The organism is Enterococcus wangshanyuanii, from assembly GCF_002197645.1.
GTDB classification, from domain to species: domain Bacteria; phylum Bacillota; class Bacilli; order Lactobacillales; family Enterococcaceae; genus Enterococcus_L; species Enterococcus_L wangshanyuanii.
The window spans coordinates 3,304,348-3,319,629 of sequence record NZ_CP021874.1 but is presented as its reverse complement, the minus strand read 5'-3'; the positions used below and the strand labels follow the sequence as shown (position 1 = coordinate 3,319,629).

The following is a 15,282-nucleotide window of genomic DNA, read 5'->3' as shown; positions in this document are numbered from 1 at the left end:
TAAGCTGGTGAGAAAGCCTAAAAGGCAAGTGTCTCATCAGCTTATTTTTGTAGTCCTTTGCTCATCACTATCTAGCCATATCCAGCTAATTGACGTTTTACTAGTAGATCGAACTGAAGTCTTTGTCCATTTCTCAAACAATAACAGTTCTTATCACTTGGATAAAATCCTTTAGATAATCAGAGAACCATTTGTCTTTGTGGTAAATCAGTTGTGTCATCATTTTATAGTCAGTCTGATAGTTGATTCTAACTAACGTCCCCTTTTCCAGTTCATCCTTAACTGTGATCAGAGGCAGTACACATACACCTAATCCACTAATTGCCGTTTGTTTGATTGCTTCTACACTACTAGTCTCAAAAACGATTTTTGGGGTAATTTCTGCTGCTTTTAGTTCATCTTCAAATAGAGTTCGATAGACACACTCTTTACTAGTTAAAAGTAATGGAACATCGGCAAAATCTTCGATGAGAGGATTAGATTTTTGAGCTAACTCGAAATCTGCTGCAGCAAACACACCGATCTCTTCTTCTAATAATGCCTCTGTAATAAATGAGGTCTGCTGATTTTGCAGATTTAACTCCAGAGCAAGATCTAACTGACTGTCCATAAGTAACGATGAAAAATCAGGAGAATCAATGATCTGTATCGATAGTTCGATATCCGGATGCATGGTTTTGAATGTTGAAATAATTTCAGGCAAACGATGAATACAGATAGACTCAGTCGCACCGATCACAATCGTTCCATGTGTTTCTTTAGAAAACTGTTCTTCTAAATCTGCTGAGAGGGCAAGCATTTTTTTCGCATAAGGAATCAATGACTTCCCGTCAGCAGTCAAATTAATTTTTTTCCAAGTCTTTCAAAAAGCTGCGTATCAAGCTCTTCTTCAAGCTGCTGGATCAGCGTTGAAACATAGGATTGCGCATAATGAAGCTGTTCAGCTGTTCTGGTAAAATTCCTAATGTCGCTTAGTGTCAAAAAAGTTCGTAAATGCTTGATCTCCATCGTTGTTTCCTTTCTATTAAAAAAAAATCAATCTGTATAAACGATCGTTACTATACGAATAATCTATTTTTAAGATAATTATTCTCATGCTATCATGGATACACAAAGAAATCAATAACATCTGATTTCTAGATAAGAAAGGGTGAAAGATGGATGAATAAAGTAAATTTAAAAGAAGCAGTTGATCAAGTAACACAGCTATATGTATATGAAAAAATCGGTGTGCTCAACGGACATGTACTAAGTGTGGTAAATGTCGAAAATCGAACACTTGATTTTCATGTACATGAAGAATCTGATGAACTATTTTATGTTATAGAAGGAAGTTTTCAGCTTGAAACAGAAGACGGATTGACTAGACTAAATACTGGCGAAATGATTATTGTACCCAAAGGAATAAAGCATCGTCCTGTGGTAAAAGACCTAACAAAATTTTTAATGATCGAGCTTGAAGGAACATTGAATAAAGAAAATAGCGGCGATTTATACGAAGCATAGAAAAATATAGTTTATTCATGTGTCTATTAAAAACGAGCATGTAAATAAACTGTATAAGCTGCAGTTCTCCTGAAAGCTACTTTTACAGTTTGTTTCCATAAAACTTATTTAACAAATAGTATCGATGAAATAGCTCAATCGATTGATTCAATTTTAAAGCCTGACTTCTTTGAAGCTTTTCCCGGCTTTGATTTCTACTAAAAGTAAAAAAGCATGAGGCGATGATCAGAAAATACTCTGATCGACGCCTCACACTCTACTAAACCAAAACAATATTTTTGTTACTATCACTTATTTTACTGATCGACCGTCTTGATTCAACACTTCATCTTGTATCATTCCACTGGCTTTCATAAACATGTAAGTAACAACTGGTCCCACAAAAGTAAATCCATGCTGCTTCATATTTTTAGCAACATTCTTGGAAAGCGGCGATACATTAGGGACTTGGTACGCTTCTTCATAAACATTCAAACGAGGAACACCGCCAACAAAATCCCACATATACTCAGCAAAGCTGCCATATTCTTTTTGTACTGCTACAATCGCTTGAGCATTTTGAATCGTCGCGTTGATTTTTCTTGGGTTGCGAATCATTTCAGGGTCCTGCATGATTTTTTCCACATCGTCTGGCATCATTGCAGCCACTTTTTGAATGTCCATATTGTGGAAATTTCTCAAAAAGACATCCAATTTACCAGCTGCAGCCTTCCAGCTTAATCCTGCTTGAAAGGTACCTACCGTTAATAAAATAAAAAGCAAGCGGTCATCATGTGTAGGTTTTCCCCATTGTTTATGGTACCAGTCGAATTTTGACGGTTGGTCTTTTTTCATTTTTCTCTCCTATGAATAGCTATTTCTCTTATCATAACATAAAATGAATCGTGACTTATTCATTGTTCTTGACCAAAAGAGGATGGGACAGAGGTGTTCAACTCCGAGAACCAAGTAGGTACTGTGCAAAACTGTTTATCTGCGACGAGTCTTTGACGAGAAAGCATCAACTCATTCTTCGTTGAGTTTTACAGCAATTTCGGCTTATTTCGAAACCTTCAACTCTTAGTGCTTTAGCACTTGGAATTTTGCTAGCTTCACTTTGTTCTCTAAACAATAGTGAAACTGTATGTGTTAGCTGATGTGATCGAAGCAATGCGTAGTAGTTACTTCTGCTTCCACCGTTTATTCGTTTTAAAAAGGACTGGGTCGTAACTCATAGAGTTATGTCCCAGTCCCTAAATGTGTATATTTATTTTAATAACTCTATCATCGCATTTGAAATATCAACAGCCTTTAATCCATAAACTTCTTTCAAATAATCCAGCTTACCCACTTGACCAAATTGTTCTTTTACACCGATTCGTTTCATTTTTGTTGGATGATTTTCAGCAATGATTTCTGCTACAGCACTTCCTAGTCCGCCAATCACGTTATGATTTTCTGCGGTTACGATCGGACCTAGTTTGGCAGCTTCGATTACGACTTCTTCATTCATCGGCTTGATCCTAAACAAATCGATCACTTGAACTGACATCCCTTGTTCTTCTAAAGCATTAGCTGCTTGAAGTGCTTCTTCTACCATGATTCCACTAGCAAAAATCGTCCCATGTGTTCCTTTTTTTAACCGACAATAACCTTTAGAGAAATCCTGATCTGCTTGATACAACGATTTTGCCTGCTTACGAATGGTCCGAATATAGAAAAGTCCTTCAGCTGTATGTGCGTATTCTAAAATAGCTTTGAACTGATAAGGATCAGAAACCTCATATACATTGTTTCCGGGAATCACCCGCATCAAGGCTACATCTTCAAACGGCATATGCGTACCGCCATTCATTTCCGCTGTAACACCAGGGTCCGTTCCAACGATGACTGCATGATTTTTGGCATACCCAAGAGAGATAAATACTTGATCAAATGAACGTCTCGTCGCAAATGGCGCAAAGGTATGGATAAATGGAATAAATCCCGTTACAGCTAATCCAGCAGCAGCACTCATTTCCTGCGCTTCCATAATCCCTACATTGATATAACGATCGCCCAGCTTTTCTTTTAGTTTGCTGGTTCCCATCGATCCAGCCAAATCAGCCTCTAATGCTAAAACGCTTTGATCTTTTTCTGCTAGCTCTTGTAGTGTTTGAGTATAAACTTGACGCATTTCTAAGTCTTTCATCACTGATTCACCTCGATCTTTTTAGCTAAGCTTTCAATCGATTCTTTGATCGCTATTTTACCTGCCTCATCGGGACGAACATGATGGTTATCCATCAGCTCTTCAAAATAAGGAACGCCTTGCCCTTTTACTGTATCCAAAACGATCGCGGTGGGTTTTCCATTCACTTTCTTCGCGTGATCGATTGCTGCTTCTATAGCTGACACATCTCCACCATTCACCCGCCAGCTATTAAACCCAAACGCCTGCATTTTTTCAACAAAATCAAGTGGATCACAAATCTCTGCAGTATATCCATCCAGCTGCTTTTTATTATCATCGATCAACACGATCAAATGGTCTAGCTTTTGATGTGCAGCAAACTGAAACGCTTCCCAGCATTGGCCTTCATTCAATTCTCCGTCACCAACGATTGCATAGGTAAAATTATTTCGGCCAGCTAACTGATTGCCTTTGGCGATCCCAGTAGCAGCGGAAATGCCTTGTCCCAATGATCCTGTCGTCATATCAACACCCGGTGTTTTGTTTCGATCCGGATGAGATGGTAAACGCGTCCCATTTTGATTTAAGCTAAAAAGAAAGTTTTCATCAAAATACCCTTTTAAAAAAAGCGTCGCATACAACGCGGGACCCGCGTGTCCTTTTGATAATACAAAATAATCACGATTCGGATCAGTCGCTCGTTCTGGAGAAACATCAAGCACCTTTCCATATAAAACAGCTAACGTTTCAACGATCGACAGACTGCCGCCAAAATGACCAAACCCAAGATTATCCAGCTCTTTCATCGTGTAATAACGAATTCGATCAGCAAATTTCTGAATATTCACTTATGCTGCCTCCTCAGTTTTTGTTGTTTTCTTTTTACCAAATACGGTTAGCGCCAAAAGTAAGACTAAGACTGCAACGATTCCAACCACAACTGCAAGCTGTCCGCCCATATCTGCTAGTTTTCCAAGGAAAATCCCTGTCACTCCATAATCGGTATCAGAGAATGTCGATCCTTGGAAGCCAAGATCGCCCATGACTGGCATCAATAGAATCGGCATGAAACTGATGATCACCCCATGGATAAATGAACCTACCACTGCTCCGCGTACACCGCCTGTGGCATTTCCAAAAACACCTGCCGTCGCACCACAGAAGAAATGCGGCACCACACCTGGAATGATCACGGTCGTACCCGTTGCTACCATGATGAACAAACTCACGATCCCACCTACAAAACTAGTTAAAAAGCCGATCAACACTGCATTTGGTGCATAAGGAAAAACGATCGGACAATCCAGCGCCGGAATCGAATTGGGAACTAATTTTTCAGAGATTCCTTTGAATGCCGGAACAATTTCCGCTAAGATCAATCGAACACCTGCAAGGATCACAAACACGCCTGCGGCAAACATACCTGCTTGCTGTAAAGCATAAATAATATAATTCGTGCCATCACTAAGGTTTTCTGAGATAAACGTGTTTCCTGCAAATAAAGCGACAATCGTATATACGATTCCCATTGTCAACGTTATACTAACTGTGGAATCTCGTAAAAACGCAAGGCCTTTAGGAAAATTGATATCCTCTGTTGATTTTTCTTTATTTCCCACATACTTGCCGATAAACCCACTAAGCGCATAACCAAAGTTTCCTGTATGCCCTAAAGCCACAGAATCATTCTTCGTGATCTGTTTGGTAAATGGTTGGGCAATTGCTGGAAAAATCGTATTTGCCAAACCTAAAGCCAAACCGCCAACCAAAACTAATGGTACAGCACTCATTTTTGTCACACTCATGATAACTGCAATCATACACGCCATGTAAAGCGTGGCATGTCCAGTTAAATAAATGTATTTAAATTTAGTGATGCGGGCGATCAAAATATTGAAGGCCATACCAACTAACATGATCAATGCTGTATAAGTGCCGTATTTCGTCAAGGCTAATGCTACGATCGCTTCGTTGTTCGGTACAACGCCCTGCATATTGAATGCATGCTGAAACATTTCTCCAAATGGCGCTAATGAGCCTTCAATAACTCCCGCTCCTGCAGTAACCACTAAAAAGCCAACAAAGGTTTTGATTCCGCCACGCACGACATCAGAAATCGGCTTTTTCTGTAAACCTAACCCAAGTACCGCAATCAAAGCAACCAAGATTGCTGGTGTACTTGCGATATCGATCAGTATATTTAATACCCCATTCATTGATTTTCCCTCACTTTCTTTTCCTCAAAATGCTCCTATGTTCTTTGATCATCATTACAACAGTTCATTTTCAACACAAACAGCTTTAACCTTTTCCCGCAATTCATCCATATCGATAATACTGTCTAACACCACGACATTGCCCAAATGCTGGGCACTATCTGCAAGATCTCCTGCTACAAAGAAGACATCTGCCAAATCAGGTGTAGCACTTCCCATATCATAATGAGCGACCTCAACACCTGTTACTCCCAGTTCATTCAACACACTGTTGATGTTCATTTCCACCATAAAACTAGATCCTAATCCTGATCCGCATACCGCTGCCATTCTCATAATAATTCTCCTTCCTTTAATAGCGCCATGATCGTTTGTTGATCGGTTGCAGCCAATAATTTTTCTAAATTGTCTTTATTTGAAAGTATCTTGGTCAAACTAGCTAAAGCTTTCAAATGCATCTCATTATCAATGGCTGCCAGACAAATAAAAATCGTGATTTCATGTTTGGGATCGTCTAAAAGCTCGATCGGTTCACTCACTTTTAACAACGACATCCCTAATTGTTTGACACCATCTTCTGGTCTGGCATGCGGCAAAGCAATCCCTTTGCCAATGTGAATGAAGGCACCATAGTCTTTGACCTTTTGGATCATTGCTTCTATATAATGATCGGTTATTTTTTCTTGTTTTAATAATGGGGCTGCCGCATAAGTAATGGCTTCTTCCCAATTCATTTTTTTATCCGTCAATTGGATCATCTCTTCGGTCAGCAACTCAGATAACATTGGTTTCTCATCTTCTTTCACTTTCAATTTTTTGATCATTTTACGATTTAAAATTCGATAAATTTTTTCTTTTGTGACGCCTTTTTTCAGTTCCACATATGGCAAGAGTGTTTCGATGATTTCATCCACAGAAGGAACGACAATTCCAGGAATCAATAAATCTTCCTGCACACACCTCATCAGATTGTTTTTCTCTAATTGCGACATGATCGGTTTGACTAAATACACCTTTTTAGGAATCGTCAGCGGAACACTTGAAAAGATCACGTCATACTCTGTTTCAGAGATAGTTTCCAGCTGATCAACTGTCGTCGTTAAACTAAAATCGATCGTCGGAAACAATTCTTTCAATTCAGACTGCATGATCAATGATGAACTGATCCCGCTGGGGCATAAAACGAGCGCTTTGTATCGAATCACCCGGTTCAATTCCCGCTGATTGCCGATTTCTCCACCAAACAAAATGGTAAAGTAACCAATTTCTTCATCTGGGATTTTTTCTCCTGTCAGCACTTCTAAAGGAATTAGCGCGCGCTTAGTCAAAGCAAATATTTCACCATATTGTTCTTTGATCTCCTCGATCAACACATTGGATAACGAAAAATGATACTTGATCCTAAAAAAGGCAGGGACTAAATGGTAAAAAAGATCCAGCAACAACTTGCGGTACGCTTTAAATTCGATCGCCGCCAAACGCTCCATTTCATGAATGATCTGACTAGCACATTCTAATAAAAACTCTAAAGCCGTTTCTCTAACCTCACCTTGAATGATGGTCATCAAAATCAATGAACAATAAAACGCCTCATTACTAGAATATTCAAGTGTCGGAAACTGAGCTAAAAAATCCTGACTGCCTCGAAATACGATCAATTGGCTCAGCCATTTTTTACTTTCCTCATCTACTAAGACAGGCTGCTTTGAGCGTCGGTATAATATATAGGCTAAAAAATAGACTGTTTCTTCGATTCGACTAGGTACGATCGACCAGTCATATTTTTTGATCGTTTCAAATAAATGGAAACGAACATCAGCTTCAACTGTTTTTGATTGCATTAGTAGCCCTTTTTTCAAGCCCCATTTTCCTGCTTGTGTTCCAACGATTTTCGTGATCATCTCATGCGCTTTGAGGCGAAGCTGATTTTCCTGACCAACCAAATGAAACCCGTGTTTTCTTGAATAGTTCAATGTGATGTGATTTTTCGAAAGTATCTCCCGCAGTTTTTTGATATCTGACAAAATCGTATTTTTACTTACCTGAAAAAAATCTTGATAATGAAAAACGGATAAATCTTCTTTTTCTAAAAACGTTAAAAGATATAATAGCGCTTGTCTTTCCTGCTCTGAATAATAAATATCCCACTCATGTTTGCCAAATTGTATTTCCAACCACAGCTCTGTCAGCTGATCCGAAAAATAAACACGATCCTTTTGCCAAACCATTGGTCGATAAGAATTCTCCTGTAAAAATTCATTGATCTTGCCTAGCTGATCGATGACTACTTCTGTTGTCAAACCTGTCTTTTCATTGATTTCTTGAATGGAGTAACCCACTCCGGCCGGCATTGCGATAAGATAACTCATTCGATAATCAATCATATGTGTTCCTCCTGTTTTCACTATATAATGTAAACGCTACAAACGAAAGAAGTCTTGGGTCTAATCTATTTTTTATTTTTTAAAAGAATTGGACTTAACTAAAAAAATAACAAAATAGCTATGGAAGTCAACAAAAAATTGATTCCATAGCTATTTTGTTTGTAAAATTGAATGGGTAGTGATTTTAATGAATTTTTGATCCGCTAAAGCCAGACTAAACGCCTGACCTCATCCAAATCAAGACCATACTGTTGCGGTGAATCGGCGATCACTTGCTTAACCTCGTTTATTTGAGCCGATTCTTTTACCAGCACATCGATTCCTGCCGGTGTCAAAAAGGACCGTTCAAATTTGATCACCAAAATCGTTTCTGTCAAAGCCAAGATCGACCAGCGGCTGCTCAATACTTTTAAGATTCCCCTACCGCGCCAGATAAATGTATTTTGCTTCCAAGTATCTTTTCCAATAATCGTTTTACTTTTCCCCTGCTGGTTTTTATAGCAGACTGTATCTAAAAAAACGAGCGGATCGACTGATAAAAGCTTGTAAGAAATCATCGGCTGCTGACGTTTTCCTGACAGCCACAAAGGAAAGGTCGTTCCTTTTATCAGCCAGTTTCCTGACAATGATCCAGCTTTCTTTTCCACGTCTCAACCACCTTTCCTATTTACGCCTTTCAACAAGCAAAGAGCTGATTATTTATCCGGTGTTTCACCTTTTTTATAGGTTATAACGTGAGCGTTTTTATTTTCTGCAATTTCTTTCGCTCTTTTTACTGCCTGCTCTTTTGTGTCAAAGGAATCTGCTGCTTTTTTGGCGTTTTTTGTTTGAACATACCAGCGATCATTTTCATAATAAACTAATACATCATTGTCCAAAAAATCCGTATTGATTTTGTTTGGGTGTTTATCGTTTTTTTGCGGATCAGCAGCGTGCTTAAATGCTGTTTTCTCCGACTCAGACGCTTCAGCATACCATTTTTTTGCTTGAGAAATAGCAATCGGAATAGCATCACTTTCGGGATACCCTTCACTCACAAGCGCATTGACAATATCGATGGCTTTTTTCTTAAGGAGCGGTTCAAAATGTTTGAATGACGCTGGATAATCATTTAGATCCCAAGGCATAAGTCAGCTCCCCCTTTCTTATGCAAAAAAGCTTCCGCCAGTAATGGCATACACTTGTCCGGTGACATAGCTAGCTTCGTCAGAGGCTAAAAAGACATATACAGCAGCTAATTCAGCTGGCTGCCCTGCTCTTTGAAGCAACTCATTTTGACCAAATTCCGGAATTTTCTCTTGCGGCTGTCCTCCGCAAATCTGTAATGCCGTCCAAATCGGACCTGGTGCGACAGTATTGACACGAATACCAGATGCGGCCAATTGCGCAGACAGTCCTTTACTGAATGAAGTGATCGCGCCTTTCGTCGCTGCATAATCAAGCAAATGTGCACTAGGTTCTGCACTTTGGATAGAGGTAGTGGTGATAATACTCGCTCCCTTTGGCAGATAATCCAATGCTTCTTGGACAGCCCAGTACATTGAAATGATATTCGTTGTATAGGTATCGATGATTTGTTGTGTCGATAGATCCTTGATCGATTCAACTGCTTGTTGCATTCCAGCATTCAAAACTAAAATATCTAAACCATCCAGTTCCTTAGCAGCATCATGAATCAATTTTCGTGTAAAATCTTCTTCTTTTAAATCTCCAGGAAGCAACACTGCTTTGCGTCCTTCTGCTTCGATCAATTGTTTTACTTGCTGCGCATCATCTTCTTCAAAAGGCAGATAGTTGATAGCAACATCCGCACCTTCTCTCGCGTAAGCAATTGCTGCTGCACGACCGATACCAGAATCTCCGCCTGTGATCAATGCTTTACGGCCTGTAAGTTTCCCAGACCCGTGATAAGATTCTTCCCCACAATCAGGAATAGGAGTCATTTTTTGCTGTAATGCCGGTGCTTCTTGAACTTGCTTCTCAAATTTCCCATCATAGAATTTCGTGAGCGGATTTTCAATTTTCTTCGTCATACTGATTCCTCCTAATTTTTTTGTGAACAGTGAACATTGAGATTTCCTTCTATATTTAGCCTAATACAAAAAAGCAACCTTCACAAATCATATGATTTTCATTAAAAAAATCACATTCTTTGGTTTATATAAAAGAACTTCGTATAATGAGGGATAGAGATGTTACAATAAAAATAGGTCTTAGGATGGATGTCAAAACATTTCATAAATATTACAATATCATTACACTATACTTTAATAGGGATCCTTTCGTTGAACATCCGATGATTATTTGATGAATGAATCCTATAGGCTTTTTACAAAATAAGTATTGATGAATGCTAAATTTGAGGAGGAATTTTTTATGAAGAACAGTAAATCGAAAATCGGCTTGATCGTTTTGATTGGTGTCATTTTATTAGGGGTATTCGGTGTCAGTCAATATAACGGCTTAGCTAAAAAAGAACAATCTGTAGAATCACAGTGGAGTCAGGTGGAAAACGTGATGCAGCGTCGTGCCGACCTAGTCCCTAACTTAGTCAACAGCGTTAAAGGCAGCATGCAGCAAGAGCAAAAAGTCTTTGGTGATATCGCTAAAGCACGTGAAGCATACGGCTCAGCAAACAATGATTCAGACAAAATCAAAGCCAGCCAGGAGTTAGATCAATCGGTCGGTACATTGATCAATGTCATCAATGAAAACTATCCGGAATTAAAATCAAATGACAATGTCCAAACATTGATGACCCAGCTTGAAGGAACTGAAAACAGAATCTCAGTTGAACGTAAACGATACAATGATGTTGTGAAAGAATACAATGAACAAGTTGTTTCCTTCCCTAAAAATATCTTTGCAAATATGATGGGCTTAGGCAAAAAAGATTACTTTAAAGCAGATCCGACAGCTAGCAGCGTCCCTTCTGTCAACTTTGATGATTCAACCAGCACATCCAGCGGGAAGTGAAACTAAATGAATAAAAACAGACGAGGCCTTTTCATCAGTGTCATTCTTTTCCTTGTCACCATTTTTGCTGGTTTTCAATTGCCGGCTTTTGCAGAAGAACTGCCAGCAGCACCTAGTCATTTCTATTTAGATCAGCCTGGTATCCTTAATGAAACAACAAAAAACTTAGTTGATCGAAAAGGAGCCGTATACAAGGAAAAAGCTGAAGCTCCCCAAGTTGTTTTAGCTGTTATCGATTCAACGGATGGTGATAGCATCGATAGCTATGCGCCTGATCTTTTCCAAAAATGGAAAATCGGTAATCAAAAAGAAAACAATGGAATCTTGATTCTTTACGCCGTTAATGATGGCGAACGAAATGTCCGCATCGAAGTGGGATATGGGTTAGAAGATGTGATCACCGACAGCCTTGCGGGAAATATTCTGCAACAGGCAAAAGATGATTTAAAATCGAGCGATCCAGCTGCGATCAACAAAGGATTACAATATACATTCAATGCCGTTACGACTTTGATCGATAAGCATTACGATTATCCAGCAGATGAAAATGCTCTGTCAGAGGATGAACTTGATCAAGTAACCGCGGATGATTCTGGTATTCCTGACTTTTTCTCTTTTGGGATCGTAGTGATCGTCATCTTAGTAGCGATCTTTGGTTCCGGCGGACGCGGTGGTCGCGGTAGACGCGGCGGTCCTTGGTATTGGGGCGGTGGCGGTTATGGCGGCGGCTTTGGTGGCGGTTCATCAAGAGGCGGTGGCGGCTTCGGCGGAGGAGGTTTCTCTGGCGGTGGTGGTTCATCCGGCGGCGGCGGTGCTAGTATTTAGACTGTTGAGTATAAAATGAATAAAAGATAGAGCAGACATTTGAATGTTTGCTCTATTTTTTTTACTCTCAAAATAAAACCAGATTTAAAAACATAAAAGTATAGACATTTATAATTAAAGATGGTATATTATTTTTGTAATCGATTACAAATTTATGATAAAGGATCGTGATTTTCATGAATGGCTTTATGGATTCTCTTGCTGAAAAAATTATGCCTTTGGCTAATAAGCTCGGGCAAAACCGTTACCTATCTGTACTTAGAGATGCTTTTATGCTGTCTTTCCCTTTAACAATGTTTGGTTCGATCATCGTTGTAATCAATAATTTACCATTTTTCAGCGATGCCACGAAAGGTACCTTATCTTCATTATTCGGTAATGGACAAAATGCCACAATGAGTATTATGTCCGTGTTTGTCACATTCGGTATTGGCTATTATTTATCAAAATCTTATGATGTTGAAGGTATTTTCGGAGGCGCGGTTTCATTCGCAAGCTTCCTATTATTGACGCCTTTTATGATGACAACCGCTGAAGGTGTCGAAGTTTCTGGTGTGTTATCTTTAGACCGTTTAGGCGCTAAAGGTATGTTTATTGGGATGATCGCAGCATTTTTAGCCGCTGAAATCTATTGTCGGATCACTAAAAAAGGCTGGCAAATCAAAATGCCAGATGGAGTTCCGCCTGCAGTTGCAAAATCTTTTGCCGCATTGATTCCGGCTATTTTAACTCTTTCTGTTTTCTTATTCCTAAATGCCGCTGTGACTGGTCTATTTAATACAAATCTTCATGATGTTGTGTATGAAATCATCCAAAAACCACTTGTTGGTCTAGGCAGCAGCTTACCAGCAACATTGATCGCGTTATTCTTCGTTCAATTCTTATGGTTCTTTGGTTTACATGGCCAAATCATCGTCAACTCTGTGATGGACCCGATTTGGAATACATTGATGTTAGATAACTTAGAAGCATATAAAGCAGGACAATATCTACCTCATATCATTACCAAACCATTTATGGAGACCTTCACTGTGGGACTTGGAGGTTCTGGTATGACTTTAGCGGTTGTATTGATCATGGCATTTATCATGAAGAAAAAACAATACCGTGATATCGGACGATTAAGTTTAGCTCCTGGGATTTTCAACGTCAATGAACCCGCTATTTTCGGCTTACCGATCGTATTGAATGCAACGATTTTGATTCCATGGGTCATTGCACCTTTGATCGTCACAGTCTTTAACTATCTGATCATGGCAGCAGGTATCGTGCCACCGCCAACGGGGGTTTCTGTTCCTTGGACTGTACCGATCTTCTTTAGCGGGATGCTTGCTACAAACTCTATTTTAGGAGGTATCTTACAATTAGTCGATATGGTTCTCGTAGGTCTTATCTGGTATCCATTCCTACGTATTTTAGATAAAGAGAAATTAAGCTAATTTATTCCTATGATCACAAAGTGAAGCTGAGACAAAAGTGCTTAGCTCCGAGAAATAAGCCTGCAACATTCTAAGTGCTTTAGCACTTAGAATGTTGCTAGCTTCACTTTGTTCTTTGAACAATAGTGAAACTGTATGTGTTAGCTGCTTTTGTCTTGCCGTTTATTCCTTTTTAGAGAGCGAAACAAAACTGATATTTAGTTTTGTCTCGCTCTCACTTTTCTATTTTATAGTTAAGCTCAATGAGCTAGCATTTCTTGTGCTATTTCAAATCCTGTCATCGTCTCAGGATAGTAGGTCGGCCAATTGTCCATTTGCTCCAGCAGATTTTCTTGACTGTCATTGCCAAAATAGATATGGAAATGTGCCGCTTTGTTCGGTGCTATTCCATGATCAGAAAATTGGACATATTTGTAAGGTGTATCTTCAGTGGTTTCAAATAGAAAGCGTACTCCGCGATTTCCTGCTTCATAGGTCAAAATTTGCTTTCCAGCATAAGTATAATTCGCTTTATATTCTTTCTTGCCTACCACAAACGTCATTGTATTTTCAGTAATGCCGATTTGATCTACATCTGTTTGGTAGCCATTGCGATAATACTCTTTGTATTCTGAGGCAGACATTTTTTGAGTCAATTTTGCTTTATAATCAAAAACCTGATCAAAGGTTCCTTCTTCTAAATAGGGATAAACAGATTGCCAGTTCCCAGCATAGTCTGACAGTTCACGATCTTTCACTTGTTCATCTTCAAAATAGCCATTATAGACCGTTTTCTCTGTAGCAGAAGCAGTCAGTTCCTTTTTAGGCGTTGTGTCAGTTGACTTTGTTAATGCGCTTAAATTTTCCTTCATTACACTGATGTAGGTTTTGCCCGCATCCATATCTTTTTGCGTCAATCCCTCAAGCGGATTGAGTACGAGAAGGTCTACATTTGCTTCACTCGCCAATGTTTTTGCGACACGGTCATTAGCATTTTCTTCAAAATAAATATATTTGATACCTGTTTCATCGACTATTTTTTTTAATTCTGCTAGCCTTGAAGGCTGTGGTTCTTGATCCGGCGAAATCCCTGCAATCGGTAATTGTTTTAATCCATAATCCAGTGCCAAGTATGAAAAAGCTGTATGTTGAGTGATAAAATTTTTCTGTTTCGCTGCTGATAGCTTTTCTTCAAAGTCTTGATGAAGGGCTGTTAGTTCTGAAATGTATGCAGCAGCATTCTTATTAAAAACAGTCGTTTGTTCTGGAAACTGTTCAATCAAACCATCTCTGATTTTTTCTACTGCCTGGATTGCACGATATGGACTCAGCCAAATATGAGGATCATAATCGTGAGAATGTCCGTCATGGCTTTCTTGTGCTCCGTGCTCATGATCTTCTGTCCCCGGAAGTAAGAGCATTCCTTCAGTAGCTTTGATACTATTGACATTTTTTAAAGATTTCTCTGTTTTTGGAACCCAGGTTTCCATGTACTCACTAAGATAAATAAACGCATCGGCATCTTGTAGCTTAGCAATTTCTTTGGCGGAGGGTTCATAATCATGTGCCTCTGTTCCTGCTGGAATCATCAGCGAAACGTCTCCAGCAGCGCCAACGATATTTCTTGTAAATTCATACATAGGATAAAAAGAAGTTACGATCGTAAGCTCCTTATCCTTGTTCTCAGTTTTATCTTGAACGTTAGGAGTCGTACATGCCGTTAAAATCCCTACTAAAAAAAGGACGCTCCAAATGATTGTTTTTAGCTTTTTTTTCATTTATTTTCCCCTTAATTCTAGAATGAA

General features: G+C 39.1%; 16 protein-coding genes. 4 read left to right on the top strand and 12 right to left on the bottom strand.

Annotation, left to right across the window (positions count from 1 at the left end):
• Nucleotides 1-133 precede the first annotated feature (133 nt).
• Entirely contained in the window at nt 134-841 is a 708-nt protein-coding gene (locus tag CC204_RS16450) for a substrate-binding domain-containing protein (protein ID WP_227011184.1), read from the bottom strand.
• Nucleotides 838-1,008 carry a helix-turn-helix domain-containing protein gene (locus CC204_RS21555; protein WP_227011183.1) on the bottom strand — a complete coding sequence of 57 codons (171 nt, stop codon included), beginning with the start codon at nt 1,006-1,008 and terminating at the stop codon, nt 838-840. The genes CC204_RS16450 and CC204_RS21555 overlap by 4 nt, the downstream gene beginning before the upstream one ends.
• A 153-nt stretch (nt 1,009-1,161) precedes the next feature.
• Here CC204_RS21555 and CC204_RS16445 point away from each other — a divergent pair, with 153 nt between their 5' ends.
• Complete coding sequence (locus tag CC204_RS16445) at nt 1,162-1,506, top strand: cupin domain-containing protein (protein WP_088271161.1); 345 nt, start codon at nt 1,162-1,164, stop codon at nt 1,504-1,506.
• A gap of 291 nt (nt 1,507-1,797) precedes the next feature.
• On the opposite strand, the gene CC204_RS16440 is transcribed toward CC204_RS16445, so the two are convergent.
• The 9 genes from CC204_RS16440 to CC204_RS16400 all read right to left on the bottom strand — a co-directional run bounded on the left by CC204_RS16440 (nt 1,798) and on the right by CC204_RS16400 (nt 10,291).
• Nucleotides 1,798-2,340, bottom strand: coding sequence for a DNA-3-methyladenine glycosylase I (locus tag CC204_RS16440; RefSeq protein WP_088271160.1), 543 nt, complete (start codon nt 2,338-2,340; stop codon nt 1,798-1,800).
• 412 nt (nt 2,341-2,752) lie between these two features.
• On the bottom strand, nt 2,753-3,676 hold the full coding sequence (locus CC204_RS16435; RefSeq protein WP_088271159.1) for a transketolase family protein: 924 nt from the start codon (nt 3,674-3,676) through the stop codon (nt 2,753-2,755).
• Nucleotides 3,676-4,464 (bottom strand): transketolase, encoded by a 789-nt coding sequence (locus CC204_RS16430; protein ID WP_229677500.1) that lies wholly within the window; start codon nt 4,462-4,464, stop codon nt 3,676-3,678. Before CC204_RS16430 ends, CC204_RS16435 begins: the two co-directional genes overlap by 1 nt.
• 42 nt (nt 4,465-4,506) lie before the next feature.
• Nucleotides 4,507-5,874 carry a PTS ascorbate transporter subunit IIC gene (locus CC204_RS16425; RefSeq protein WP_088271157.1) on the bottom strand — a complete coding sequence of 456 codons (1,368 nt, stop codon included), beginning with the start codon at nt 5,872-5,874 and terminating at the stop codon, nt 4,507-4,509.
• Between the two features lie 54 nt (nt 5,875-5,928).
• Nucleotides 5,929-6,210 (bottom strand): PTS sugar transporter subunit IIB, encoded by a 282-nt coding sequence (locus tag CC204_RS16420; RefSeq protein ID WP_088271156.1) that lies wholly within the window; start codon nt 6,208-6,210, stop codon nt 5,929-5,931.
• Nucleotides 6,207-8,258, bottom strand: coding sequence for a BglG family transcription antiterminator (locus tag CC204_RS16415; protein WP_088271155.1), 2,052 nt, complete (start codon nt 8,256-8,258; stop codon nt 6,207-6,209). Before CC204_RS16415 ends, CC204_RS16420 begins: the two co-directional genes overlap by 4 nt.
• Nucleotides 8,259-8,461: 203 nt before the next feature.
• On the bottom strand, nt 8,462-8,905 hold the full coding sequence (locus CC204_RS16410) for a hypothetical protein (protein WP_088271154.1): 444 nt from the start codon (nt 8,903-8,905) through the stop codon (nt 8,462-8,464).
• A 48-nt stretch (nt 8,906-8,953) separates the two neighbouring features.
• Nucleotides 8,954-9,385, bottom strand: coding sequence for a DUF2188 domain-containing protein (locus tag CC204_RS16405; RefSeq protein ID WP_088271153.1), 432 nt, complete (start codon nt 9,383-9,385; stop codon nt 8,954-8,956).
• 18 nt (nt 9,386-9,403) lie between these two features.
• Entirely contained in the window at nt 9,404-10,291 is an 888-nt protein-coding gene (locus tag CC204_RS16400) for an SDR family oxidoreductase (RefSeq protein ID WP_088271152.1), read from the bottom strand.
• 343 nt (nt 10,292-10,634) lie between these two features.
• Here CC204_RS16400 and CC204_RS16395 point away from each other — a divergent pair, with 343 nt between their 5' ends.
• The 3 genes from CC204_RS16395 (at nt 10,635) to celB (ending at nt 13,498) form a co-directional block, all read left to right on the top strand.
• Nucleotides 10,635-11,234: a LemA family protein gene (locus CC204_RS16395; RefSeq protein ID WP_088271151.1), complete on the top strand. Its 600-nt coding sequence runs from the start codon at nt 10,635-10,637 to the stop codon at nt 11,232-11,234.
• A gap of 6 nt (nt 11,235-11,240) precedes the next feature.
• Nucleotides 11,241-12,059 carry a TPM domain-containing protein gene (locus tag CC204_RS16390; protein ID WP_088271150.1) on the top strand — a complete coding sequence of 273 codons (819 nt, stop codon included), beginning with the start codon at nt 11,241-11,243 and terminating at the stop codon, nt 12,057-12,059.
• A 176-nt stretch (nt 12,060-12,235) separates the two neighbouring features.
• Complete coding sequence (celB, locus tag CC204_RS16385; protein WP_088271149.1) at nt 12,236-13,498, top strand: PTS cellobiose transporter subunit IIC; 1,263 nt, start codon at nt 12,236-12,238, stop codon at nt 13,496-13,498.
• 239 nt (nt 13,499-13,737) lie between these two features.
• On the opposite strand, the gene CC204_RS16380 is transcribed toward celB, so the two are convergent.
• Nucleotides 13,738-15,255, bottom strand: a complete 1,518-nt coding sequence (locus CC204_RS16380; protein ID WP_088271148.1) for a zinc ABC transporter substrate-binding protein AdcA — start codon at nt 15,253-15,255, stop codon at nt 13,738-13,740.
• Nucleotides 15,256-15,282 lie beyond the last annotated feature (27 nt).